20 protein-coding genes are annotated in these 24610 nt (G+C 61.5%); 14 read left to right on the forward strand and 6 right to left on the reverse strand.

Annotated elements, in window-relative coordinates; all coding sequences use genetic code 11:
• Positions 1-449: 449 nt before the first annotated feature.
• The 4 genes from FYJ85_RS18695 to FYJ85_RS18710 all read left to right on the forward strand — a co-directional run bounded on the left by FYJ85_RS18695 (position 450) and on the right by FYJ85_RS18710 (position 5540).
• Complete coding sequence (locus FYJ85_RS18695; protein WP_154420157.1) at positions 450-1517, forward strand: substrate-binding domain-containing protein; 1068 nt, start codon at positions 450-452, stop codon at positions 1515-1517.
• 11 nt (positions 1518-1528) lie between these two features.
• Positions 1529-2377, forward strand: coding sequence for a prepilin-type N-terminal cleavage/methylation domain-containing protein (locus FYJ85_RS24235; RefSeq protein ID WP_276529153.1), 849 nt, complete (start codon positions 1529-1531; stop codon positions 2375-2377).
• A 33-nt stretch (positions 2378-2410) separates the two neighbouring features.
• On the forward strand, positions 2411-4465 hold the full coding sequence (locus FYJ85_RS18705) for a hypothetical protein (RefSeq protein WP_154420159.1): 2055 nt from the start codon (positions 2411-2413) through the stop codon (positions 4463-4465).
• An 88-nt stretch (positions 4466-4553) separates the two neighbouring features.
• A complete protein-coding gene (locus tag FYJ85_RS18710; protein ID WP_154420161.1) occupies positions 4554-5540 on the forward strand; it encodes a GNAT family N-acetyltransferase in 987 nt (328 codons plus the stop codon).
• A gap of 14 nt (positions 5541-5554) precedes the next feature.
• Here FYJ85_RS18710 and FYJ85_RS18715 read toward each other — a convergent pair whose 3' ends face one another.
• From FYJ85_RS18715 to FYJ85_RS18725, 3 genes are read right to left on the reverse strand one after another with little or no spacing between them, the layout of a single operon-like run.
• Entirely contained in the window at positions 5555-7003 is a 1449-nt protein-coding gene (locus FYJ85_RS18715; protein ID WP_154420163.1) for an ADP-ribosylglycohydrolase family protein, read from the reverse strand.
• On the reverse strand, positions 7000-8727 hold the full coding sequence (locus FYJ85_RS18720) for a GH39 family glycosyl hydrolase (RefSeq protein ID WP_154420165.1): 1728 nt from the start codon (positions 8725-8727) through the stop codon (positions 7000-7002). The genes FYJ85_RS18715 and FYJ85_RS18720 overlap by 4 nt, the downstream gene beginning before the upstream one ends.
• A 25-nt stretch (positions 8728-8752) precedes the next feature.
• A complete protein-coding gene (locus FYJ85_RS18725) occupies positions 8753-9418 on the reverse strand; it encodes a prepilin-type N-terminal cleavage/methylation domain-containing protein (protein WP_206213308.1) in 666 nt (221 codons plus the stop codon).
• A gap of 184 nt (positions 9419-9602) precedes the next feature.
• On the opposite strand from FYJ85_RS18725, the gene FYJ85_RS18730 reads away from it, so the two are divergent.
• From FYJ85_RS18730 to lexA, 7 genes are all read left to right on the forward strand, one after another.
• The gene (locus FYJ85_RS18730) at positions 9603-10475 is read left to right on the forward strand and encodes a helix-turn-helix domain-containing protein (RefSeq protein WP_154420169.1); all 873 of its coding nucleotides are present in this window, start codon (positions 9603-9605) and stop codon (positions 10473-10475) included.
• 91 nt (positions 10476-10566) lie between these two features.
• Positions 10567-11169, forward strand: coding sequence for a maltose acetyltransferase domain-containing protein (locus FYJ85_RS24330; RefSeq protein ID WP_154420171.1), 603 nt, complete (start codon positions 10567-10569; stop codon positions 11167-11169).
• A gap of 105 nt (positions 11170-11274) precedes the next feature.
• On the forward strand, positions 11275-12849 hold the full coding sequence (locus FYJ85_RS18740; protein ID WP_206213309.1) for an ASKHA domain-containing protein: 1575 nt from the start codon (positions 11275-11277) through the stop codon (positions 12847-12849).
• Positions 12850-12978: 129 nt separating this feature from the next.
• Positions 12979-13803, forward strand: a complete 825-nt coding sequence (gene mutM / locus FYJ85_RS18745) for a bifunctional DNA-formamidopyrimidine glycosylase/DNA-(apurinic or apyrimidinic site) lyase (protein ID WP_154420175.1) — start codon at positions 12979-12981, stop codon at positions 13801-13803.
• A 132-nt stretch (positions 13804-13935) separates the two neighbouring features.
• Positions 13936-15123, forward strand: coding sequence for a pyridoxal phosphate-dependent aminotransferase (locus FYJ85_RS18750; RefSeq protein WP_106052936.1), 1188 nt, complete (start codon positions 13936-13938; stop codon positions 15121-15123).
• Between the two features lie 22 nt (positions 15124-15145).
• Positions 15146-15628, forward strand: a complete 483-nt coding sequence (locus FYJ85_RS18755) for a hypothetical protein (RefSeq protein ID WP_154420177.1) — start codon at positions 15146-15148, stop codon at positions 15626-15628.
• Positions 15629-15678: 50 nt separating this feature from the next.
• Complete coding sequence (lexA, locus tag FYJ85_RS18760; protein WP_106052938.1) at positions 15679-16311, forward strand: transcriptional repressor LexA; 633 nt, start codon at positions 15679-15681, stop codon at positions 16309-16311.
• A gap of 284 nt (positions 16312-16595) precedes the next feature.
• Here the strand turns inward: lexA and FYJ85_RS18765 are convergent, their stop codons facing one another.
• A complete protein-coding gene (locus FYJ85_RS18765; protein ID WP_158703877.1) occupies positions 16596-17096 on the reverse strand; it encodes a flavodoxin family protein in 501 nt (166 codons plus the stop codon).
• 217 nt (positions 17097-17313) lie between these two features.
• Between FYJ85_RS18765 and FYJ85_RS18770 the strand changes: the two genes are divergently transcribed.
• The gene (locus FYJ85_RS18770) at positions 17314-19626 is read left to right on the forward strand and encodes a right-handed parallel beta-helix repeat-containing protein (protein ID WP_154420179.1); all 2313 of its coding nucleotides are present in this window, start codon (positions 17314-17316) and stop codon (positions 19624-19626) included.
• Here FYJ85_RS18770 and FYJ85_RS18775 read toward each other — a convergent pair.
• Both FYJ85_RS18775 and waaF read right to left on the reverse strand, forming a co-directional pair.
• Entirely contained in the window at positions 19616-21259 is a 1644-nt protein-coding gene (locus FYJ85_RS18775; protein ID WP_154420181.1) for a hypothetical protein, read from the reverse strand. The two genes, FYJ85_RS18770 and FYJ85_RS18775, sit on opposite strands and share 11 nt — an antisense overlap.
• A gap of 61 nt (positions 21260-21320) precedes the next feature.
• Complete coding sequence (waaF, locus tag FYJ85_RS18780) at positions 21321-22454, reverse strand: lipopolysaccharide heptosyltransferase II (RefSeq protein ID WP_206213310.1); 1134 nt, start codon at positions 22452-22454, stop codon at positions 21321-21323.
• Between the two features lie 224 nt (positions 22455-22678).
• Between waaF and FYJ85_RS18785 the strand changes: the two genes are divergently transcribed.
• Entirely contained in the window at positions 22679-23704 is a 1026-nt protein-coding gene (locus FYJ85_RS18785) for a rod shape-determining protein (RefSeq protein ID WP_106052943.1), read from the forward strand.
• Between the two features lies 1 nt (position 23705).
• Positions 23706-24602: a DUF2156 domain-containing protein gene (locus FYJ85_RS18790; protein ID WP_106052944.1), complete on the forward strand. Its 897-nt coding sequence runs from the start codon at positions 23706-23708 to the stop codon at positions 24600-24602.
• The last annotated feature ends 8 nt before the right edge of the window (positions 24603-24610 follow it).

Below are 24610 nucleotides of genomic sequence, written 5' to 3' on the forward strand. Positions count from 1 at the left end.
ATACGGAATTTCTCGTTTTTTTAATATTTTAATGAATTTTCTCCGCAAAGGAGTCCCCCCCCCAATGCCGCCCATCCGGCGCTGCGCGGCTCCCGGTTCAGAGCCGGCGGAAAAAGGCGAACGACGCCCGGGGCAGCCCGCTGACGACGCCCTCCGGCGAAATGCGGCACGCCTCCGCGCCCCACAACCGCTCCCATTCCCCGCGCGGCAGTCCGTCCGACGCGCAGGTCTCCTCATCCGCTTCCGCCTCGCGGAAGAGCGTGAGATAGGCTCCGCCATCCGGGCAGCGGCAGAGAAAACCAGTGCAGCTTTTTCCGTATACCGGCGCATATGGTATTCCCTCTCCGATATTTCTTAAAAAAATGAAAAAAAATTAACTGAGCTATTGCATTATACTGTATCATACGGTATAATATAACCAAATAAAACCAATCATCAAGGATATCGGTATGATTCAGTCCCGTTTAAAATCCGACGAACTGTACCCGCGTCTCTGGAATGAATTACAGCACTACTCCCCCGGCGAGCAATTCATGTCGATCCGGCAGATCATGAGAAAATTCGAAGTCAGTCAACTGGTCGTGGACCGTACGCTGTCGCGTCTGCGCGAAGAAGAGTTCCTGACTGCGGAAGGCGGACGCGGTCTGTTCGTTTCGGAGAAGATCATCCGCTTCACCGTCGGGAAGCCCGAGACCGTACTCTGTGTCGTGCCGCGCTGGTACTCCCACGATATCACGGAAATGCTGAATGCGTTTCGGGAGCTTCAGCCGAAATTTCCCCAGCGGAGACTGCTCGGATATGAGTTCGACTTCGCCCGTCCACTACCCGGCGAACTTCCCCTACTCGAAGAGAACGTCAAGGGAATTCTGTTGCATCCGGCGGGAGATGAACTTAACGCCGCCGAAGTCGAGGGATTCAACCGACTCCGCGACGGCATCCCGGCAGTACTCTTCGGCCGCAATGCCCTAAGCAGCCGCCTTCCCTCGGCCAGCCTAGACGATGCGTTCGCCGGAAGCCTGGCGGCACGTCACCTGCACCGGAACGGTCACCGCAAACTGGCCGTATTGCTCTCCGAGCCTCACAACCGCGCTACGCTCGATCGGGTCAAGGGAGTCGAAGACTACGCAGAACTGAACGAACTGGAACTGGAGGTGATCGACTGCGGCATCCGGAACGGCGAATTTGCTCCCGGCAAAACCTACGACCATATGTTCAACTATCTGCAAAGAAAGTTCGACTTCACCGGCATCGTCGGAGTGGCCAGTAATTCGCTCTCAGGCTTGCTGAATGCCTGTCACAACCGCAATATTGCAATTCCCGGTGAATTGAGCGTGGTCACCATCGGCAGCACTGGCCTGACCCGAACTTATGCGCCGCCGATCGATACAGTGGAAACCAACCTGCCGGGGCAGATCAAGACGGCACTCGAATTGCTCATCTCCGGCAATCACGGGAATATCTCCCTGAAAACCGATCTGATTGAACAAGGTTCCGTGCGCAAACTCGCCACCAAATAACAATGGAGGAAATGATGCGGAAACACCAAACAGCGATTGAATCTTTCCCTGCCTTTTCCAGTCCCCGCCCATGTCAAACAGCGAAAGCCGGAAGGAAGAAAGCGACGAAAACCATGTCTGGCTTCGCCTCAAGCAATCCAGACCGTTCACCCGCTTCCGGCAAACAGGAAATCCGTTTCACATTGATTGAATTACTGATCGTAATTGCAATCATCGCGATATTGGCGAGTATGCTGCTGCCGGCGCTGAACAAGGCCCGCAGCAAAGCGCAGACCACCACCTGTTCCAACAACCTGAAACAGTTCGGAATCGCGCACAACCTGTACGCCGATACCTACGCCGGTGTGCTTTGTCCGGAAATCCTGCAGCCGGGGGACATCATCTGGGTCACGCAGTTCACCAACCTGATCGGCCGTGAAAAAAGCGCCCGGCTTTTCCACTGCCCGGCCTCCGATGAAACCAATGCGACGCTGCTGAGCACTTATTATTCAAAATCGCCGTTCAACCCGGACGCTCGTCTCAGCTATGCCCAGAACTACCGATTATCAACTTGGCGCACCTATTCCCCGACACGCAAAATCAACCAGTACAAATATCCGTCGAAAACCGCCGCCAATTTTGACGCCCCCATGCCCAAATGCAAGGAAAAACTCGTGGCGCTGCATTACGGTATTCTCTGGACTCCCAGCGAAATTCCGAATGAAGGTTATTACGGCACAATACAATACGGTCACGACGGCGGCATAAACATGCTGCTGCTCGATGGCCACGTCAACTTCTATCCCTACAGCACCATGCTTCGCGCCCGCGCCGAACGTTCCCAAAAACTATGGTTGTGCTGGACAATCAACGACAAATAATCAACGTTTCCGAATAATATAAGGATATTGAATATGAAGAAACTATGTACAGCTCTCCTGTCCATTCTGCTGGCCGGAGCCGCGACAGCAGCCGAAGTCTGGCAGGAGGCGGAGGATTTCACCTCCTCCAACTGGCCGCACCGGGCCATCTACCTGCAGAAAGACGGCAGCGGAGCCTCCGGCGGGCTGATACTCGAACTATTCACGGCGAAAAAACCGGCCGGAGCCGATCATTATTACACTTCATATGAAGTCGCAATCCCCACCGACGGCCAATACGCCCTCTGGGCGGCGGTCTCCAATCCCGCTTCCGGCTGGGCTTCGCCGATCGCGATTGCGGTGGACGGCAAAGTGGTCTGGGACGATCCGGAAGAAATGAAGTGGAAAAGCGGCGCATTCGGAGCACCCGCCCCGCGCGCGGTGCTCGGCTGGATCAATCCCGGTTCGGTCGAACTGAAAGCCGGCAAGCACCGGATCGACTTCCGGGTCACGCGGCCCCGCCGCGATTCCAACGCCTATAGTTGTTTCTTCGACGGCTTCCTGCTGACTACCAATCCGGCAATCAGGCCCCGGGCGAACTATCGCATTTCCAAGCTGCAGCCGGAGTGGAAAAAGCAGTTGGCGCAATTCAAAGACTTCCGTGCTTTGCAGTTCGCCACGGAACAGAAGCTGGTACGTGCCTTGATGAAGGAGAAAGCACCGGTTGAGGGCATCTCCGATGAAAATGCAGCGATGGCCCTGAAAAAACTGCTGGCCCGTCCCCTGCCCGCACCGATGCCGAAAGGAAGCATCCACCGAATCGGGGTTCACGGCATGGAAATCCCACTGGTTCGGAAGGGTTTTCAGGATGACAAAACCAGCCGGGCCTTCGAGTTGCTCGCCCGTGCCGGAGTCGACACGCTGCGTACCGCCGAGCTCTGCTGGCACCGCCTCGGCAAAGATGCTCCGGCGAACTTTGACTTCGAGAATATCGACTATCAGGTGGAACAAGCGGACAAGTACGGGATGAATTTCATGTTCACCATCGGTTACCCTGCCGCCAAATTCAACAAGCATCCGTTCCACCTCTCCACCTTCAGACCGGAACATGAAGCGCTGTTCCGCGAATATCTGCACCTCATTCTGCCCCGTTACGACCGTTATGCTCAATACTGGGAGTACGCCAACGAGGTCGACGCTCCAAAGGTCTGGTGGCGCGGCGCCACGCCGCAGGACTACGTCCGCGACTGCCGCATCCTGCGCGAGGAGATGGATAGACTCGGCATCAAAACTCCCGTGCTTGGCATCTCCGCGACCTATTCGCGCAGCGCCGCACGCGACAAAAACGGCGAGGGACAGGAATTCACCCGCCGCTGTCTGTCCGCCGGGCTGGAGCGGTATATCGACGGCTATTCGCTGCACTACACCTGGCAGATGAAAGAACAGGATTTCGTGAAATTCTTCCGCGAGCTCTCCCCCGGCACGGTCAGCGACAAGCTCGTGAATAGCGAGGAAAGCGCTTTCAGCCATCCGTCGGACATCATCAAGCTGATGGCACGCAATCTCTATCTGCACAGGTTCGAAAGCGTCTACTGTTACCTTGCCCGCGATCGGATGGAGGGAGCCAGTCTGAACCGTTCCGGTTTCTTCGACATCGACTGGCGTCCGAAGCTGCGCCTGCTGAGCCTCGCGGCGGCGGCAGACGCAATGAAAACCCGCAACCTCGTCCGCATGGCTGAACCCGCCGAAGATGTGGAAGCCTATCTGCTGCAAAACAACCCGGCCGCTCCCGCCGGCTCTCCGAAGTACGCCGTTGTCCTCTGGAAAAATGGCGCGGTCGAAGCAATGAATCCCAACTTCACCCCCAGCCCGACCCTCAAACCCGCCACGGTACGCTTCCGCGACGGCAAGGTAGTCAAAGCAGTGGACTGGCTGCTCGATGAAGTTCCCTTCACCGCAGCTTCACCGCAATTCGAAATCACCGAACGCCCCCTCGTCGTCTATTGCGACGAGCTGCCCTCATGGCCTGAAGTCACGCGCAGCGAATGGCTCAAAAAACACCGCGCCTGCACCGTAGCCACTTCCGAAGCCGTTGTTCCCGCCAACTAATCCGGATATCGCAGACGCAAAAAGCAGAAAGAAAACCTCAGGACTGATCCGGATTTCATTCATTCACCACGATAACGACAACAGGAACATGCAGCTGGAAACCGAACGCCTCAGAATCCTGTCGCTGCCGCAGTTGAAACTCCGGCTCGAAGGGATGCCCCGCTTCGAGCACGAAGCGATGGCCTCCCCGGCGGAGCTCGCGGAGAAAATTCCGTCCTCCTGCCCGTGGGCCGCCAATTGGCAGATCATCTGGAAGGAGCGGAACTGCTCCGTCGGCAGCGCCGGTTTCATGAACGTGCCGGACGAAACCGGAGAAGTTGAAATCCGCTGCGGCATCACCCCGGCATTCCAGCGGCGGGGATTCATGACCGAAGCCCTGCGCGCGATTGCGGCGTGGGCATTGGAACAGCCCGGCGTCACCGGCGTCATCGCGGAAACCGAACCGGAAAACACGGCCTCGCGCCGTGTGCTCGCCCGGTGCGGCTTCAAGCCGGTTTCCGCGACGCGCTGGCGCCGGCTCGGACCGGCGGAGATTACGTACCGGGAACTCCCGGCCGGAGAGATCGAAACAGGGCTTTTCGCCTCCTTCAACCGCTATCAGGAGGTGAAACGGTGCCGGCGGAGGGAAAACGGCCGCAACGTCCTGAAGGAGATCGCTTTTACAGAGCAATGGAGCGCGGAGGATTACCGGCTTCTCGCGGAAGCTCTGCGCGGCGCCGTCGCCGCCGGCGGCGCGGTTTTCGGCGCGTTCGACGGAAAAAACCTGATCGGTTTCGCCTCGCTGGAGAACCGGCCCCGCGGCTCCCGAAATCAATATCTGCAGCTCTCGAACCTTCACGTATCGGCCGAATATCGCGGGCGCGGCATCGGCAGGCTCCTGTTCCGGGCGGCCTGCCGGCGGGCGGCGGAACTGCGGGCCGAACGGCTCTACATCTCCGCCCATTCCGCCGAAGAGACGCAGGCCTTCTACCGCGCGCTGAACTGCACGGAGGCGGAAGAGCTCATGCCGGATCTGTTCGAACTTGAACCGTGCGACTGCCATCTCGAATTCCGGCTCTCCCCCGGCCGCGCATAACCATAACCGGTTGATCAGCCGCAGAATGCGTCAGGAATCCACTGCGAAGAAGCGGCGTCCCCCACGCCGAGCACCCAGTCCGGAGCAACATTGCCGGGCATCCGCTGCAGGACGGCTTTCAGTTCATGCGCACCGGCCTTCAGCTCCAGCCGAACGCTCTGGTTCCACGGGGCGCGATGAAAGGAGGGAGCCATGCTGCCGCCCGCTTCGCGCCGGAAGGCGGGAGCGTCGTCGACCTCGACCTCGACCTGCGCCCGGGTATTGAACATCACGATGTACTCTCCGTCGGCAGGGACCCGGAATTCAAACTTCAGCACCAGTTGTTCATGCTCGTTTTCCAGCGGAGCCGGCCACCGGCAGAGCTGGCCGCCGAAAACGACCGGCGCCGATGCTTCCCCCGGCTTCCCGGAGCGGCGCAGGGTGTAAAGCGCCCGGACCGGGCGCGGCTCGAAACTCCGCGCCGGATTCCGTTCCAGCCCGACCCGTCCCTGCAGGGAGCAGATCAGCTCCGAAAACGCGTCCAGCGTCCGCGGCGCGTCGATTCCGGTGATCTCCCGGCTCAGCACAAGACTGCGCCCGATCGGGGCCAGCCACTTTTCCCCGATCCCGGCGGGATTGAGAATGCCGAGAATCGCCCCGACGCTCGCCCCGGTGCAGTCGCAGTCCTCGCCGAAATTCACGGCGTGGCAGATCGAAGCGCCGAACTCCCCCCGCCCCAGCAGCAGCCCGGCCGTGATGATCGGGAGATTCACCTTTACATCGGTGAAGTTGTCGCTCCGGTACTTCTCCATGATCCGGCCGAACAGAAAATCGAACTCCGGTTTTTCATCGAACCAGTGAATCACATCCCCGATCCCCTCCCGCAGCGGGCTGTCGGCCGGAATCGCCGCGAGACCGGTTTCGACAACCCTGCGGATATCCGGCTCCGTGAACGCGGCCGACTCGGCGGCAGCCAGAAACACCTCGCTCCAGAGGCCGCTCCCCGCATGGTCCACGCAGGCGTCCTCGTAAGCGAAGGCCGCGGCAAGTTCCGGGTCGCCGGGGGCCAGGCATGCCCAGAGCTCCGAGCGGATCGCCGCTCCCATTCCGTCGGTGAACCAGTTGTCATAGCTTCCTGAAAACGGCGGCTCGATCCGGTTGCGCAGATTGCGGATGCCGACGCCGTACTCATCCATGGCGAACCCGACGTGGTCCAGCCACGCCTTCGCCAGCCGGCGGCAGCTCACCGCCGGCTCCGGCATCGCCGCGAGCGAACAGGCCCAGACCACCTGAAGATCCAGATCGTCGTTCGGAAGCATCCGTTCCGGAACGGGGTCGTAAAACTCGAGCCGGTGCGGCCCGCGCCACCCTTCCACCGGGGCACCGAGCGTTCCTCCGGCCGCTTTCCCGAGCCAGCAGCCCAGCACCTTGTCACGATACCGTTCCCGGTCCATATCCGCGATTCTCCTTCCGGCAGTTCTCATTTCGGCCTCACCTCGACTTTCAGCAGCGCCCGCGCTCCCTGCGGCCAGTCGATATCCACGGAGAGGACGCCGCCGGCCATGCTCCGGGAGAACACGACCGGAATGACGGAGTCTCCGTAAAAACCATTCACGGCAACCCGGTCCGCTTCGGAACAGCCTTCAAAACCGATCCGCAGCTTCGCCTCCCGGCGCGCCGGAACATACGCGATGCGCGCGCCCTCGTCTGTCCGGCAGGCGACGACCGGCAGTTCCGCCTCCTCCGGATTCGTCACGGCGAGGCGGGTTCCCGCGAAATCCTTCCAGAATGCATAGGCGTGAAAGACCGGGCGCGGCGCGCCGGTCTTCCCGTCCCACGGCGAAAAATCCGACTCCCACCAGCCGACGCAGAAATACTGCGAGCTTTCGATCTCCTTCTGCGCGAACAGCGCCAGATACTCGGCGATCATGACCGCCTGCAGCGGAAACGAGTAACCGCGGTGCGTAAAATCCTCCAGCGGATGTACATTGAACTCCGTGACCCAGAGCGGGACCTCCCGCCCGAGGCACTCGCGCATCCGGGCGCGCATGTGATCGATGCCGCGGGCGAAAATCTGGTTGGCCGGGTCACCGTAGTAGCCGTGGATTGCCACGAAATCGATCAGCTCCGCAACGCCCGGATGTTTCGCCACCGGAACCCACCAGTTATCGATGCTGCCGCGGAACGGGTCGGCGATGCCGCCGGTGCCGACCTGCAGCTCCGGATTCAACGCCTTGAGTTTCCGGGCGGTTTCGAGGTAGAGCGGCGCATACTCCTTCGCTCCGGCATGCCAGGGTCTGCCGAACCAGTGGCCGCCGTCCGGCTCGTTCCAGAGCTCCCAGTGCCGGACCGTGCCGGCGTGCCGGGCGACCTCAACGGCGAAATCGCTCCAGCGTTCGTAAAACACCTTCCAGCCCGCCGGGGATTCGAGGCCGTCCGGCATCATCCACGGCACGGCGCCGCCGATCAGGCCGAGCACTTCAACCCGGTTCTCCCGGCTCCAGCCGAGAAAGCGGTCCAGATCCTCCCAGCGCCAGGCGTTCCCGTCCGGGTTCAGCCGGCCCGGGGAAAAGAAGCCGGGGCCGCCTTCGCGGCAGACGCTCATGCCCATGTCGGCATAAGCGGTTTTCCGGTCGCGGATATCGAAGTAGTGGCCGCCGAACAGTCTGCGGTTGACCGGACCGGTCTCCTTCTCCGTAACGCGGAGCGACAGGGTTCCGCCGCTCCGCACGGCGTCCGGCAGCAGGGGATTGCCGCCCGCCTTCTCCAGCGCGACTTTGCGGAATTCAGCCTTGCCGGGACCGCGCAGCAGTAGAACCGCTTTCAAACTCTCAACCTCGCCTGATATTTCGATCCGCGCCTGAACCGGCACAAACGCCCCGCTTCCCTTGGCGGGGGGCGAAAACACGGCCTTTTTCCAGACGCCGCCGCCCCACGCTTCAAGGCCGATCACGGCCTGATTTTCCACATCGGTGCATCTGAGCTCCGCCGACAGGAGGTATTCCCCCGGCTCCGCCGGAATCGAGCAGTGCCGGCTGATCTCCTGCGCCGGACCGGCCTGAAGCAGAAAAACCCCGTTCTCCTGCCGGAACTGCTCCGGGCGGACCGCCTCCGGGCTCCAGACCTGCCACGCCTGCTCCGGCAGCGCGACGGCTCCCGACCGCAGGGCGGATGCAAGAAGCAGCACGGCAAAAACAATTTTTCTCATTCCCATGATTCCATACTCCATTGCATTACGGGCGGAAATCGGTTTCGCCGGTGGAGCTCCAGACCGATCCCCACCCGAGCTTGAAAATATCGCCGTGACTGTGCGAGGCGGCATGGCCGTCGGCAAATGCGAGATTGGCGCGTTCGCCATGACGGATGTGGATTTTATACCAGCCGGTCGAAGTCAGGCTGAACGACTGATTTCCGTAAAGCGCATCACCCGGATTCATGCAGAGGCTGTCGGCCAGGACGGTAAACCGGCTCGGCTGCTTCAGCGCCTTGAAATTCAGAAAGGCGAGGAAATTGTTTTCGAGAAAGAAAATGCCGTCCGCTTCCCCGACCCCTTCGGAGTTGGAACCGTAAGTCGCCATCGGGTAAACCGTGTATTTGAACGGACTCCAGGAAGGACAGACCGCGCTTTTGCGCGCCGGGTCTCCCGGCGGCATGACATAGTCGATCCAGACCTTCCTCCCGGAGCCGCCCCCGGCCCAGTCGTGCGTCTGAACCACGCCCCGGTAATCATCCGCGTACAGCAGAAATCCCGTAACGCACTGCTTCAGGCTGTTGAGGCAGGCGGAGGATTTCGCCCGGTCGCGCGCCTGATTCAGCGCGGGCAGCAGCATCGAGGCGAGGATCGCGATAATAGCGATCACAACCAGAAGTTCGATCAGCGTAAACGATGTTTTTTTCACTTTCAACCTCTTTGTGAATCATACGGATTTCCGTTTCAGCTGCCTATATTATACCGGGAAACGCATCCGATATCTAGAAGGATATTAAGATATTTCAGGACAATCGTCCCGAACCGGCATTTCTTTTCTTTTAATATCGTCCTTGTACGTATATAGTAACGAAGATCAACCGAAAGAGGAAGAAATGGAATATTTCAGGAAAGAGTGGCTGTTCACCGTCCGGGATTTCCCGATTTTCATCAACAGCGACATTCCGCTGAAGAACACGCTCTGGCATACGCACGATTTTTTCGAGCTCGTGCTTGTCGCGCGCGGCCACGGCGAACACCGCCTGAGCGAAACCGTCTCCTACGGCATCATGCAGGGCGATGTCTTCGCAATCTCCGCCGGGAAGGTGCACTGTTACACGAACACCCACGACATGCTGCTTTACAACATCCTGTTCGAACCGGAGTTTCTCGGTTCGGAGTGGAAGGAGCTGCTGGAAATGCCGATCATCCGCTCGCTGGAGAACTCCCCGCTGCACAAATTCCACCTCCCGATGTTCACCCGCTCCGCTGCGGAAGTGCTGCTGCGCCGGATCATCGGCGAACTCTCCATGCAGCCCCCGTCGTTCAGAATCAGCGTCAAGGCGCTGTTCCTGGAGTTCCTGGTCCTGCTCGGGCGGGCGCAGGTGAAGGAGCTGCACAGCTCCGACTACCGGCAGGAAGCGATCCACCGCGCCATCATCCACATGGAACGGAACCTGGCCAGGAAACTGACGCTGGCGGATATCTCGAAACACGCCAATCTCAACAAAAACTACTTCTGCGAATGCTTCCGCAATGAAACCGGCACTTCCCCCTGGGATTACCTGATCCAGCTGCGGGTCGAAAAGGTCAAGAAGCTGTTGAGCGAAACGGACCTGCCGATCAGCGAAATCGCCCAGATGTCCGGTTTCTGCGACCAGAGCTACATGTCCCGCGCATTCCGGAAAACCGAGTGCATGACGCCTCGCAGCTTCCGGGCGGCTTTCCGCCGGATTTCGACCGGTCCGGCCGCAATCCCGCCGGAATGAGCGCTCCGGCACTTGAACTTGCGCGAATCATCCTCTGTCTTATCCGGCGAACCGCATGAAATGCCAGAAACCACGGAAAGGAGACCTGCCGATGGATATCCGCGAACGGATGAAAAACGGAAAGCTTTATTTCTGCACCGACGAAAGCGTCGCGCGCGAACAGCTGCAGTGCCTGGACAAGCTGTATGACTTCAACCAGACCCGCCCCTCCGAAATGGAGAAACGCCAAAAGCTGCTGAAAGAGCTGCTGGCCGAGGTCGGCGAAAACTGCTACGTCGAGCCGCCGCTCCACGCCAACTGGGCGAAGAACACCCATTTCGGCAGCAACGTCTACGCGAACTTCAACCTGACGCTGGTGGACGACACGGACATCTACGTCGGCGACAGCGTGATGTTCGGTCCGAACGTGACGCTGGCCACGGCCGGACACCCGATCGACCCCGGCCTGCGCCGGAAGGTCGCGCAGTTCAACCTGCCGGTCCGCATCGGCAACAACGTCTGGATCGGCGCGGGGGCGGTCGTCCTGCCCGGAGTGACCATCGGCGACGACAGCGTGATCGGCGCGGGCAGCATCGTGACGAAAGACATCCCGGCCGGGGTCGTCGCGGTCGGCAACCCGTGCCGGGTCCTGCGGCCGATCAACGACCGTGACCGGGAATACTACTTCCGGGAGCTGAAAATCGACCTGCGGTAACCGCCGGATGCAATGATTTCCGCCTCCGGCGCTTGCCGCCGGGGCGATCCGGCTGTATATTTCATAAAATCATGTGCGATTGAAAACATTCCGGTCCGAACAACAATGAAGCTTCATGTGGATTCCGGCGGCAGGCGCCTCGACATCGATGCGCCGCCGGGGCGGCATCTGAGCGAATCGCTCGCGGAAGCCGGCATCCGGCTCGACCTCCGCTGCGGCGGCAACAACCGCTGCGGACGCTGCCGGGTGCGGCTGCTCTCCGGGCGGTTCGCCATTGCCGGGAAGGCGTATGACGCGGACCGCGAAGGCCCGCGCGAGGCGAACGCCTGCCGGCTCATCCCGGCAGGAGTCGAGGGACGGATCGAAATTCCGGATTCCTCGCTGTTCCGGGACGGCCTGCTGATCGAAACCGGCTTCCGCTGCGCTCCTTCCGGCGCCGCCTCCGGTCCGGGAGAGAGCGCCCTCGCCTTCGACATCGGCACAACCACGGTGGCGGCCGCCCTCGTCAAGGACGGCGCAGTGCTCCGCACCGCCGGAGCGCCGAACGCCCAGAGCCGGTTCGGCGACAACGTCATCGACCGGATTGTCGCCGCCGGCAGATCGCCGGAAACGGCAGCCGAGCTTCGCCGTGTTCTCGTCGAAGAGACCCTGAATCCGCTGATCGCCGAACTCGCCCCCGCTTCCGGCAGCGTGCGCCGCATCGCCGTCGCCGCCAACACGGTCATGAGCCACATCTTCTGCGGACTTTCGCCGGAGTCGATCGGCGTTTCGCCGTTCCGGCCGCTCCGGCTGCGTTTCCCGGCGGAACCGGCCGCAAACTTCGGCCTCGCGGTCGATGCGGAAACTCCGGTCCATGTCTGGCCGGCCATTTCAGGGAGCGTCGGCGGCGACATCACCGGCGGCATCGCCGTCACCGGCTTCGGGCGCGTCCCGGACAGGCTCGAACTCCTGCTCGACATCGGGACGAACTGCGAAATGATCCTCAGCGACCGCGGCCGCAAGCTGGCGGCGGCCGCCGCGGCCGGACCGGCTTTCGAGGGGGGCAGCTCCGCCGTCGGCTGCCGGGCCCGGCCCGGCGCCGTCGATCACCTGGCCGTCAGCGAAGCCGGGTACTTCCGTTTCCACGTCATCGGCGGAGACCTGCGCCGGATCGACGGAATCTGCGGCTCCGGACTCGTCGATTTTCTCGCCGGCATGCGCGGCGCGGGGCTGATCGACGAATTCGGCCGCTACAACCGCGCGCGCCTCGGTTCCCTCGGCCGTCTCGAAGCCGGCACGCCCGAAACCGGCCTGCTCTGCCGCCTCTCTTCACAGCTTGCCGTCAGTGAAGCCGACATCGAAGCGCTCCTGAAAGCCAAGGCCGCCATCGAAGCGGGCGTTCTCGCACTGCTCGGCAGCGTCGGCCGGAGTCCGTCGGAGCTCGATGCGCTCTATCTCTGCGGCGGCTTCGCCTCCGCGCTCGACCTCGCGTCGGCCCGTTCAACGGGGCTTCTACCCGCCGTCGCGGCCGATCGAATCCGCATTTGCGGCAATACCTCCCTCGCGGCGGCGATACAGGCGGCGGCCGATCCGGAGATATTGGACCAGTTTGAATCGGAGCGTCCCGGCTTCCGCGACATTCCACTCAACAATCTGCCGGAATTCGAAGAATTATACACCAGAAGTCTGGCTCTCAATTAAGTTTTCATAAGAAAACGCATTTTTTTCGCAAAAATTATTTATTGTGAATTTGATTTTCCGAAAAGCATATTATATTACAACCTATCAGTACCGCAATCAACTTGTAATAAAGGGATTCATATTTATATTATGCCGGAATTGCCGGAAGCCGAAAATATCTGCCGGGCCCTGAAGCGGGTCATGGCGGGACGCACGATCACCAGAGTCGAAGTATTCACCCCCGCGATGCGCGAACCGCTGACGCCGCTCCTCTCCGCCGGACTCGAAGGGCTGAAAGTCGTCGACGTGCGGCGACGCGCCCGTTACGTCGTGGAGGAGCTGTCGGACGGCCGCGCGCTTCTGATGCATTTCGGCATGACCGGCGTCGTGCGCGTCGAATCAACCGATATTCCGAGGCGGAAGCATGAACATGTGTTTCTGCATCTCGACGACGGGCGTGCGTTCCGTTTCGAATGCACGCGCCGCTTCAGCGTGCTGAAGGTCTGCACGCTGCCGGAGCCGGGCGGTTTCCCGGCGGAACTCGACGCATTCGGCGTCGAACCGCTGACCCCGGCTTTCGATGGAACACATCTTTTTAAGCGTTCGCGCGGGAAAACCGTCAATGTGAAGTGTTTCCTGATGGATAACGCGGTGGTTGCCGGAATCGGCAATATCTACGCGACGGAGACGCTGTTCGCCGCGAATATTTCGCCGCTGCGTCCGGCCGGGAAGCTGACCCGCCGCGAATGCGGCACACTGGCCGCGGAGGCCAAACGGATTCTGGCCCGGGCGATCGAACTCGGCGGCAGCTCGATCTCGGACTTCCTGAATGTGGACGGCACGGAAGGAAAATTCGCGCAGGAAATCGCCGTCTACGGCCGGGCCGGGCAATCGTGTCCGCGCTGCGGCGGAATGATTGAAACGGTCCGGCTCGGCGGCAGGAGCTCCGCCTGGTGCCCGAATTGTCAGAAGTGATTGAAAAGCAGAGAAAATAATCCGGTTTATATTGAATTGAAGGCGGGGCTGTGCTATATTAGGTGTTAACCCGAATATTTATTCACACCGAACCGTAATTTTGGAGTATCCAACAGGGAGTTGTTCCTCATCATGAACGATCTTAAGAATGCATCCGGTTTCATGTGCCACCTTCATCCGTCGGCCACGCTTGCCATCACGGCAATGGCCAAGGAGATGAAAGAGCAGGGCCACGATGTCTGCAGCATGTGCGCCGGAGAACCGGATTTCGACACGCCGCAGCCGATCAAGGACGCCTGCATCGCTGCGCTTGAGGCCGGCAAGGTAACCTACACGCCCGCCAGCGGAGCCCCGGAACTGCGCAAGCTTCTCGCCGCGAAGTTCCAGAAGGAGAACGGCATCCGCTGCGCGTGGGACGAGATCGTCGTCGCGCCCGGAGCGAAATACTCCTGCTTCACGGCCATCGCGGCGCTCTGCGGCCCCGGCGACGAGGTCATCATTCCGGCGCCGTACTGGCTGAGCTACCCTGAAATGGTCACCGCCGTCGGCGCGAAGGTCGTCGAAATTCCGACCCGCATGGAGAACAACTACGAACTCGACCCGGCCGATCTCGAAGCCGCGATCACCGAAAACACCAGGCTGCTGATCCTGAATACGCCGTCGAATCCGACCGGGGCGGTCTACCGCCGCGAGACGCTCGAGAAGATCGCCGAAATCGCGGTCCGGCGCAACATCATGATCCTCGCCGACGAAATTTACGAGAAGCTGACCTATGACGCCGACAAGCCGCACGTCAGCATCGCGTCGCTTTCCGATGAAGTCAACGAGCATGTCGTCACGGTGAACGGCTTCTCCAAGACCTACGCCATGACCGGCTGGCGGCTCGGCTACCTGCGCGCCCCGCGCTGGCTGGCGCGGCGGATCATCGCATTCCAGAGCCATACGACCAGCAATCCGACCACCTTTGCCCAGTACGGCGCCATCGCCGCCCTCGAAGGCAAGGCGGACAAAGAGGTCCGGCACATGTGCGAAGAATTCGCCAAGCGGCGCGACCTCGTATATGAACTGATTTCGGCCATTCCGGGCGTCAAGTGCATCCGTCCGCAGGGAGCGTTCTATCTCCTCTGCGACGTCAGTTCGTTCGGCATGACTTCGGAAGAGTTCTGCAACCGGCTTCTGGCCGAAGAAAAACTTGCCGCCATTCCGTGCTGCTCGTTCGGAGCGGAGGGCCAGATCCGGCTCTCCTACGCCTGCTCCGAGGAGAACATCCGCGACGCGGCCGGGCGGCTCGACGCATTCTGCCGGGAGCACGGCAACTGACCGCAACGTTAGGAGGAAGAAAATGAGGAGCAACAGATGGACGCTGCCGGTCGCGGCGCTCGTTCTCGGAGCCATGCTCCCGGGCTGCGCGACCACGGAGGAGAAACCGGCCCCGGCGCCGCTGGCCCGGATGTCGGCAGGCGAACGCGACGAAGGCGCCCGCAAGGTCGCCGAGGACTATATGGCGAACTTTGCAGCCGCTTTCCGCGACAGGGACATCGAAAAATTCAAGCGGGTCATCTCCCGGGAGCGGCAGAAACAGCTGACTCCCGAGAAATTCCAGGAGATTCTCAACGCTTCACAGCGTGAGCAGGGAGAGCTCATCGACATGGAGCTGATCGGTGTTCTCGATCAGATCATCTATCAGTCGTATCTCTGGAAACTGACTTATGAGAAGAAGGATTCCGAAGGCAAACCGATCCGGCGCGACTTTCTCTATTTCGTCAGCATCGGCAAGGTCGGCGACAACGAGTACGCCATCGGCGGCTCGGGATTCCGTCTCTAAAAGAGATTTCTCACAGACGTGACCAATTCCATAAAAAAGGGGAGAAAATCATGAAGACTCTGACGGAGAAACAAAAGAACATCCTTGAATTCATCGAGGAGTTTCTCGACCGGGAGGGAATGGCGCCGACCGTTTACGAGATCGCCGCCCATTTCGACATCAAAACCTCGACGGTCTTCGCGCATCTGCGCGCGCTGCAGCGCAAGAAGCAGCTTTCGCGCAGTTCGAAGGCGCGCAGCATCAGCCTCATCAACCGTCCCAACAGCCGCAACAAGGTGCCGCAGGGAGCGCTCCTGATCCCGCTGCTCGGCCGGGTCAATGCCGGCGCCCCGGCGGAGAGCCTCGAATATAAGGAGGGTGAAGTCTGCATCAGCTCCACGCTTGCGCCGGACTGCCCGCCGGAAAATCTGTTCGCGCTGCGCGTCCAGGGAGAAAGCATGCGCGACCTCGGCATCTACGAAGGCGATATCGTCATCGTCGCCCAGACCGCCGTAAAGCCCCGCAGCGGCGACATCGTCGTCGCGCTGCTGCAGGGCGGTGAAGTCACGGTCAAAAGCTTTTTCCCGAAGACCCAGGGCCGCATCGAACTTCGTCCGGCCAATCCGGAATACAACGTTCAAATCTATCCTGCCTCCGAAGTCAGCATTCAGGGCCGGGTGATCGAGCTCCGCCGCAAATACTGAACCGTCATCCGACTCCTCCGGGCCTGCCTGCTGTACTGCAGGACTCGGAGGGGGCATTTTCATTCTTCCCCCGGCCGCGATGTCCGGCGGGGAAGCATGGATGGGGATATGCAAGGCGGCGGGAGCGCCGGATACCGTCGTTTTTCAGTGCTCCGCACAAGTAAAAACAAGCGCGTTTCCGGCCGCACGCCGGGGAATATCCCGCGAAAACGGCTTCCCTGCAGCGGCGGAAAGCCGCAAAACGATTCCGCGGACCGCCCGCTTTAGTGACGCCAGGCCGGGTTTCAATCGAGCGAGGCGGCCATTGAGCGGAAGGTTTCGGCGGCGCGTGCCAGATCATCCACGTCGGGATGCAGCGCCGCCCGGTCCCAATGAGCCGGATGTTCCGTCGAAAGCATTTCCGACGGCGGCATCTGCCTGACCCATTTGACCCGGGCCGGATCGATCTTTCCCTGACACATGAAATATCCGAGCACTTCGTTCTCCTCGAAAAACGGCTTTACATTCTCAAGACAGATTTGCGCATGGTCTGAAGCCGGATCGGCGCCGAGGGTGAAGAATACTCCGACCTTTTTCCCCTTCAGCCGGCGCAGGTATTTCTGCACCTCGAAATTCGGCCGTTCCTTCTCGATCCAGAACCCGACCGCGACGAAATCGAAATCACGGTAATCCGGCGCGTCGGCCGGAGTGGCCAGCACCGTGTCTTCCCCGAGCCCCCGGGCGACCGCTTCGGCAACCCGCTTCGTATTTCCGCTCTTCGACGAATAAACCACCAGACTTTTCATGACACTCGAACCTTTCCTCCTCTGAAATTGTTCCTCTCCTCCGGAGCCGCCCATAAACCGCGACAGGCCGCTTACCCTCAATATAATTCAGAAATCCTAATTGTCAAGCCATTCGTCCGCGAACCGGAAAATTTGCACGGAAAATGCTCGCATTTCGCAATCCGGGGAGTATTTTAATAAAAACCCAAGCTTCACCATCGAACACGGAGAGCAAGCCATGACCAGACAGATCGTCACCGCCCTGATCGCCGGTTCCGCGCTGTTCGCAGCCGCCGGCGAACCGGTCGTCCTGAAGAATTTCACCGACTCCGCGCGCTGCACGCTGAAGAAGCCGTTCGCCTCCCTGTCGGCGGACGGCGCGACGCTGCGGATCGACACGACGGCAAGCGAAAACGAGTGGAATCCGGTTTTCCTGACCAATCCCGGCGTGCTGAAACCGTCCACCGCCTACGTCGCGACCTTCCGCTGCCGGGTGGAAGAGCCCGATATGGATGCGAAGTTCCTGCACTTCCTCAGCCGGCCCGTCTCCGCCGGAAACGCCGCACTCGACACGATGCGGCAGAACGAGGGAGACAGCGCCACCTTCCGGCCGGTCAGAATCAAATTCCGCACCGGGAACGCCGCGGACTATGCGTTCCAGATCCATACCCACCGGAAGCTGAAGGGGGAAATCACCGATTTCCGGCTGGTCGAAGGGCTCGGCGAAGATTACTACCCCGCGACGCCGGACGCCGCCCCCTGCACGGATTCGCCGGGACCGCTGCCGACCGGGGCGAAGGAGTTTTCGGTCCATCCGCCGTCGAATCCGGGCGGCGCCGTCGTCGAGGCGGCCGCCTTCGGCCTCTCCGCCGACGCGGCCGACAACGTCGATGCGCTGAACCGCGCTCTCGAACACTGCCGGGAAACCGGGGCGGCGAAACTGGCCGTCGCTCCCGGAACCTACCGGATGACCGCCGATCGGCCGGTCAGGCTCGAACGGATGCGGGATTTCATCTTCGACGGCGGCGGCGCGACATTCGTCTGGCACAAGAAACGCGAAGCGAATTTCCGGCTCGACGGCTGCGAGCGGGTCGTCATGCGCAATTTCAAAATGGACTGGGAGTGGGAGAAGGACCCGCTGGCCAGCCTGGTCGAAGTCGTCGACGCCTCCGACAGTCACGTCGACTTCCGCTTCTGCGAATATGAGACGTTTCCGCGCCGCGACCTTCGCATCGCCATCGTCAGCAGTTACGATCCGGCCACAAAGTCGGTCGGAATCGAAGGCGGGTTCGACCGCGGGTTCGAATTCTTCGCCGGGCGGAACCGCCCCGAAACCGAATGGCTTTCAGGCAATGTGCTCCGGGTCCGCGGCCGGAACCTGTCGCCCTTCCGCCGGGGACAGCTCTTCCGCATGCAGCACTACTACTACGACATGAACGGCTTCGTCATGAGCGACAACCGCCACCTGACGCTTGAGGACATCGATATTTACTCCTGCGCCGGACACGCCTTTGTGGTCAGCGGCCTCCAGCAGTACTGGGAGTTCCGGAGAGTCAACATCGCCGCGCCGGCCGGAGTGCCGCGCCGGCTCATCACCTGCACGGCCGACCACTGCCATATCGCGCGTTCGCGCGGATTCTTCAAGATGGAGGATTGCGAATTCAGCCTCGGCGCGGACGACTGTCTGAACGCGCACGACTGCTCCGGCTACGCCGAAAAATCCGGCACGCACTCGGTTACGACGCGGAACGTCAAATTCATCGACACCTTCCGCCCCGGCGCGCCGGTCGAGCTCCGCCACGGCGACTACTCCCCGACCGGCTTCCGCTCCGCGGTCAAATCGGTCCGCCCCGTCGATGCGGAAAAGGGGATGCACGAGATCACCTTTGAAGACCCGGTTCCGGAGCCGGTCGACCGCGGCTTCATCCTGTTCAACTGGACCTACGACACACGGAACATCATCGTGCGGAACTGCTTCTTCCACGACAACCGCGCGCGCGGCATCCTGCTGCTCGGGCGCGACATCACGCTCGAAAACAACCATTTCCGGCACAATGAGATGGGGGCGATCAAGATCGAAACCGGCTACACCTTCAACGCCTGGAGCGAAGGGTACGGCGCGGACAACATCGTCGTGCGGAACAACCGCTTCGACAGCGTGAATCCGCGCGGCGCCGGCAGCGGCGGCAAGGCGCGCGACATCTACATGGGCGTCTACATGGAAACCGATCCGTCGATGCGGCGGACCGACTACCCGATCCTGTCGAACATCCTGTTCGAAAATAACACGTTCAAGGACAGCTACGGGCTCGTCGCCTTCATCAGTTCGGCCGGGAACGTGACCTTCCGGAACAACACCTTCACGAATCCGACCCCGCGTCGGGACCCGCTGCCCTACCGCGCCGCGTTTTACGTGACCAACGCAACCGGAGTCAGGATCGTGAACAACCGCTATATCGCTTCGCCGAACGTGCCGAATCCCGGCGTCTACGCCGACCCCGATTCCGTAAAGGGGCTCGTCGCCGCCGGAAACACGGTCGTCAGCGAATAGTCCGGGCATTGTCCGCCGCCGGGACCTCCGGCCGCAGCAGCGGCCGGAACGTCCCGAGGCCGCTTTGCACGAGAAGCGCGATCACGGCGTCGACATTGCCGGAGTCGACCGGCAGCAGCGGTGCGATCTCCTCTCCCCGGCGGTTCTCCCCGTCGTCACCCACCCTTTTCAGCTCTTCCGGCAGCAGGGAGGCGAGATCGAGGTGCGGCAGCTTCAGCGCCTCGATTCCGGCGCCGGCGAGGCGGCCGTCGCGGATCGCGGCGAAAACCTCCTTGAACTCCATCGCCCCGGCTTCGCAGACAAAGACCGCCGGACGGCTCCCCGGCGGACGTTTCCAGAGCTCCGTCCCGGTCCACGCCCTCCAGCCGGCGCCGAACGAAAAAAAACACGCAGCATCGTCGTGCCCGGCAAACGACGCATCGAGTTTTGCGGCGGTCAGCCCGTCCGGCACGAATTCGACGGTCACGCCCGCCTCCTCTGCCAGCTCCGCGAGCGGGGCGGTCACGACCTCGGCCGCTTCGTCGTATTCCCGTTCGCCGCCGAACCTTTCCGATACGCCGATCACGACCTTTTTTCCGGCAAAATGCCGCCGTAAAACCGAGGCGAAAAACGGGACCTTCGGCAGATGGCTGCGCGTCAGTTTCTCCCGCACCTCCCACTGATACGGCGTCGTGCGCGCAAGTTTCTCAAGCTTCCGCATGCCCGGCGTCAGGATGCCGAGCGCCGCCAGCATCATCGGCGCAAACGGAGCGTAATGGATCGCCACCATGACCGCCCACGGGATCCAGCCCGGCACGAAATCGCAGAGTCCGAACACGGCAAGCAGGATATAAACCAGACAGCGCGTCACCGTACGGTTGCGGTATTTCAGCTGCTCTTCGCCTTCCGGCGGCCGGAACTCCGGATCGACCCGCTCCGCCAGCAGCCGGTACGGGTTGGCGAAGCATTGCAGAATCCGATTCGCGCAACGCAGCGCGATCCAGCCGAACAACGCCTGCTCGAAGCGGAGATAGCGCGCCCCGGCGAGTCCGGCCGCCAGCCAGAAGGTGACCAGTCCGAAATAGAGCGATCCCGTACAATACAGCCGCATCGCCGGCGGGAGCTTCGGGACCGGACGCCAGAACGGCTTGCCGGGCAGGGCCTCCGGCACCCGGTCGAACGCCTCGAGCAGCGACTCGTCCCAGCCGTGCCCCTGCTTCGACCAGAGGGCGTGAAACGCCCTGCCGCCGTCCCCGCCGCGGACCGACAGCCGTTTCGCCGCCAGCTCGGCGACCGCCTCCACCCTGCCGTCGATTTCGAAGCGGACGCGCCGGCCGTCCGCGGCCCAGACGAAACGAAACGAATGAAAACGGCGGCCGCCGTCCCCGGAGGAAAAGAGCCGGACCCGGTCCAGCGGCCGCCGATCGAGTTCGAAGTCACATGCCTCGAGCCAGCCCCCCTCACCGTCCACCCGGAACCGCACCAGCGGCGGAGCCTCAAGCCCGTAACGCGGATCGGCCGGGTAGCCGTAACAGGTGACCGGCTTCAGCGCAGTCCAGTAAAACGGCTCCTCGCCTTCGACGACGAGGGTCATCTCCCGCTCCGGCCCCCTCCCCGCCGCGAGATACAGCAGAATACAGCGAAAACGGTCCATCCGTCACCACTCCTTTTTAATATGGGACGCCCGGGGGGATGCATTCTTAGCGGGAGAACGATTATTTCCGCGCGCCGGCCGCCCGTTCGGTCCGCAGCAGGTCGTCGATTTCGGCAATGACCATCCCGGGAGTGATCGCCCGGATGCAGCGCCGGTGCCCCTCCCGGCATTCGCGCCGGAAGCACGGGGAACACTCGATCTTCTCGTACAGGAGCCGCCAGTTCGGGCTGATCGGTCCCGTCGCCGTGAAATCGGTCGGCCCGAAAACCGCCACGCCGGGGCGCCCGAGCGCGGCCGCCAGATGCATGATCCCGGAATCGTTCGCGACCGTCATCGCGGAACTCCTCAGAAGATGCATGAGTTCGATCAGCGATGTGCCGCCGGATAAATTGTACGCCTTGCGCGGATCGAGCCCTTCGACCACTTCATCCCCGATCTTCCGCTCGGCTCCGCTGCCGAGCACGGCGACGATGCCGCCCGCTTCGACCCAGTGCCGGGCCACCGCCGCGAAGTTCTCCGACGGCCACCGCTTCGCGGCCCCGTACGCGGCGCCCGAGGCGACGGTCAGCAGCTTCGGGTGCTCGCAGAGCGCGGTGATCGCCGGCGGCAGTTCGTCGACTCCGGGCGAAAGCCGGAACTCCGGCAGGACGCCGTCCCAGTCCGGAGCGCCGAGCGCCGACGCGATGGCCAGATAACGGTTTGCATGGTGAATGTTTGCCGGCTCCCGCTCCGGCCGCGGCGGAAACGCGAATGCGCGCCGCAGCAGAAATGAACGGCAGCGCGCTTTCGCCCCGTACAGATTCGGAACTCCGGCCAGGCGCATCGAGAACGCATCGCGGAACGAATTGTTGAAAAGCACGCCGACTCCGAGCCGGAGCCGCCGCAGCAGCATCAGCTCCTCGCGGCTCCAGCTGCTGTGAATGCGCTCGAGCGGCACAATCCCGTCGACGACCGGCAGCGAGTGGTAAAGCGCCCGCTGCCCGGCCGGCGCGATGCAGTAGAGCGCACAACGCGGAGGAATGATTTTGCGGAGCTGGCCGAGCGCGGGCAGCGCCATCACGGCGTCGCCCAGATGGTTCGGCATGCGGACCGCCATTCCGTTGCGCCACATGCCGGGATCCGGCACGATCTTTTCGAACTGCGGCGACGGGAAATCCCGCCGGATGTCAAGCATATGCACGGGGCGCTCGCTCATTGCGCCATACTCCTCCGGAATTGAATCAGTGAAAAAGTCATCTTCGGCCTCAATGCCCGTAAGATACCATAATGCGGACATTTTTTCAATCGTGAAGCCGGGAAAGTACGCACTTTTGCAAGAAAAAATGAGTTTCTGCTTGCAATTTCCGGCAAAACAAGGTTTATTATATCATGAGGATAATTTTGTGTGTTAAATTCCATACAATTCAGGATTAAGGTTCGATGAGTACTCAATGCGTGGCAAAACTTTTTTCGACCCATATCGGAATTGACCTCGGAACCGCCAATTGTCTGGTTTACGTGCGGGATCTCGGGATCGTTCTGAACGAACCGTCGGTCGTGGCGATCAAAGAGAGCACCCATGAAGTGCTCAATGTCGGCAGCGAGGCGAAAAGCATGCTCGGCAAATGTCCGGGCAACATCCGGGCCATCCGTCCGATGAAGGACGGCGTCATCGCCGACTTCGAAATCACCGAAGAGATGCTGCGCTACTTCATCCAGAAAGCGATCCGCTACGTTCCGTGGCGCAAGCGGCTGCTGAGCCCGCGCGTGCTCGTGGCCGTCCCGTCCGGCATCACCGAGGTCGAAAAGCGGGCGGTGAAGGATTCGGCCAAGCGCGCCGGCGCCGGGGAAGTCGTGCTCATCGAGGAGCCGATGGCGGCGGCGGTCGGCGTCGGGCTCCCGGTCGCGGAGCCGGCCGGCAGCATGATCGTCGATATCGGCGGCGGCACGACCGAGGTTGCGGTCATTTCGCTCTCCGGCATCGTCGGGGCGAAAAGCGTCCGCGTCGGCGGCGACGAGCTCGACACCGCGATCACGCAGCACCTCCGGAAAGTTTACAATCTCATGATCGGCGAACTGACCGCCGAGCAGATCAAGATCCGCATCGGCAGCGCCTACCCGGTCAAGGACGACGAAAGTCTGGAGGTCAAGGGCCTCGACCTCGTGTCGCGTGTGCCGAAGACCGTCCGGATCACGGCGGCCGAGATCCGCATGGCGCTCCAGGAGCCGGTCACGACCATTATCGAAGCCGTCCGCGCGACGCTCGAACGCTGCCCCCCCGATCTTGCGGCCGATCTGATCGACCGCGGCATCATGCTGGCCGGCGGCGGCGCCATGCTGAGCGGCCTCGACAAACTTTTAACCGAAGAAACCGGGCTGCCCGTGTTCATCTCCGAGGAGCCGCTCAACGCGGTCGCGAAGGGAACCGGCGTCATGCTCCAGGAAGACAGCATCTGGTCATCGTAGAATGAAAATCGATCTGAAATCTCTCCGTCCCGTCGCCCTGGCGGACCGCACGTTGTTTGAGTCCAAACTCGCCGAACAGCCGTCGCAGAGCTGCGAGTGCAGCTTTGCGAACCTGTTCATGTACCAGCAGCCGTATGGAATCGACTTTGTCGAGGCCGACGGGCGGCTCATCGTGTACGAGCACGCCAGCCGGACCATCCACTACCCGATCGGCCGCTGGACACCGCCGGAAGAACTCCGGGCCGTTTCGGACGCCTTCGTCGCGGCAGGTCTCACCGACGGCGGAATCTACGACGTCCCCGAGGAGTTTCTCGACCGCCATCCCGACTGCGACCGCTTTTTCGAGCTCGAGTACGACGAGGGCGCGATCGATTACCTCTACTCGATCGAGAAGATCGCGACCTTTTCCGGCCCGAAGCTCCGCAAGAAGCACAATCTGGTCAAGCAGTTCCAGACCAACTGGCCGTACGCCGAAGTGCGCAAAATCACGCGTGACGAAATTCCGGCCGTCGCCCGGCTCGCCAAAGAGCTGAATTCGCGGCTGCCTCCGTGCGAATTCCTCGAAGAGGAGGAGCTCGCCATGAACCGCGCGTGGGAGAACTTCGAAGCGCTCGGACTCGGCGGCATCGTGTTGTACGCCGAGCCGGATTATCCGGCAGGCTTTTCGATTTACAGCATGCTTTCGCCGGATACGGTCGACATCCACTTCGAGAAGGCGGACCACACCGCGAAGGGCGCGCCGCAGACGCTGACCTGGCAGCTGGCCATCGCACTCCGGAACAAGGCGAAATTCATGAACCGCGAACAGGATATGAATGAGGAATCGCTCCGTCACGCCAAGCGGTCGCTCGACCCGGAACGCTTCTTCAAACGCTATTTCCTGCGCGGAATCAACTGACGGGCCGC

This window comes from Victivallis lenta (assembly GCF_009695545.1).
In the GTDB taxonomy this organism is placed as follows: domain Bacteria; phylum Verrucomicrobiota; class Lentisphaeria; order Victivallales; family Victivallaceae; genus Victivallis; species Victivallis lenta.

Coding starts and splice junctions, on each gene's coding strand:
- FYJ85_RS18695 (WP_154420157.1), top strand. CDS start 450: ATGATTCAGTCCCGTTTAAAATCCGACGAACTGTACCCGCGTCTCTGG.
- FYJ85_RS24235 (WP_276529153.1), top strand. CDS start 1,529: ATGATGCGGAAACACCAAACAGCGATTGAATCTTTCCCTGCCTTTTCC.
- FYJ85_RS18705 (WP_154420159.1), top strand. CDS start 2,411: ATGAAGAAACTATGTACAGCTCTCCTGTCCATTCTGCTGGCCGGAGCC.
- FYJ85_RS18710 (WP_154420161.1), top strand. CDS start 4,554: ATGCAGCTGGAAACCGAACGCCTCAGAATCCTGTCGCTGCCGCAGTTG.
- FYJ85_RS18715 (WP_154420163.1), bottom strand. CDS start 7,003: ATGAGAACTGCCGGAAGGAGAATCGCGGATATGGACCGGGAACGGTAT.
- FYJ85_RS18720 (WP_154420165.1), bottom strand. CDS start 8,727: ATGAGAAAAATTGTTTTTGCCGTGCTGCTTCTTGCATCCGCCCTGCGG.
- FYJ85_RS18730 (WP_154420169.1), top strand. CDS start 9,603: ATGGAATATTTCAGGAAAGAGTGGCTGTTCACCGTCCGGGATTTCCCG.
- FYJ85_RS24330 (WP_154420171.1), top strand. CDS start 10,567: ATGGATATCCGCGAACGGATGAAAAACGGAAAGCTTTATTTCTGCACC.
- FYJ85_RS18740 (WP_206213309.1), top strand. CDS start 11,275: ATGAAGCTTCATGTGGATTCCGGCGGCAGGCGCCTCGACATCGATGCG.
- mutM (WP_154420175.1), top strand. CDS start 12,979: ATGCCGGAATTGCCGGAAGCCGAAAATATCTGCCGGGCCCTGAAGCGG.
- FYJ85_RS18750 (WP_106052936.1), top strand. CDS start 13,936: ATGAACGATCTTAAGAATGCATCCGGTTTCATGTGCCACCTTCATCCG.
- FYJ85_RS18755 (WP_154420177.1), top strand. CDS start 15,146: ATGAGGAGCAACAGATGGACGCTGCCGGTCGCGGCGCTCGTTCTCGGA.
- lexA (WP_106052938.1), top strand. CDS start 15,679: ATGAAGACTCTGACGGAGAAACAAAAGAACATCCTTGAATTCATCGAG.
- FYJ85_RS18765 (WP_158703877.1), bottom strand. CDS start 17,096: ATGAAAAGTCTGGTGGTTTATTCGTCGAAGAGCGGAAATACGAAGCGG.
- FYJ85_RS18770 (WP_154420179.1), top strand. CDS start 17,314: ATGACCAGACAGATCGTCACCGCCCTGATCGCCGGTTCCGCGCTGTTC.
- FYJ85_RS18775 (WP_154420181.1), bottom strand. CDS start 21,259: ATGGACCGTTTTCGCTGTATTCTGCTGTATCTCGCGGCGGGGAGGGGG.
- waaF (WP_206213310.1), bottom strand. CDS start 22,454: ATGAGCGAGCGCCCCGTGCATATGCTTGACATCCGGCGGGATTTCCCG.
- FYJ85_RS18785 (WP_106052943.1), top strand. CDS start 22,679: ATGAGTACTCAATGCGTGGCAAAACTTTTTTCGACCCATATCGGAATT.
- FYJ85_RS18790 (WP_106052944.1), top strand. CDS start 23,706: ATGAAAATCGATCTGAAATCTCTCCGTCCCGTCGCCCTGGCGGACCGC.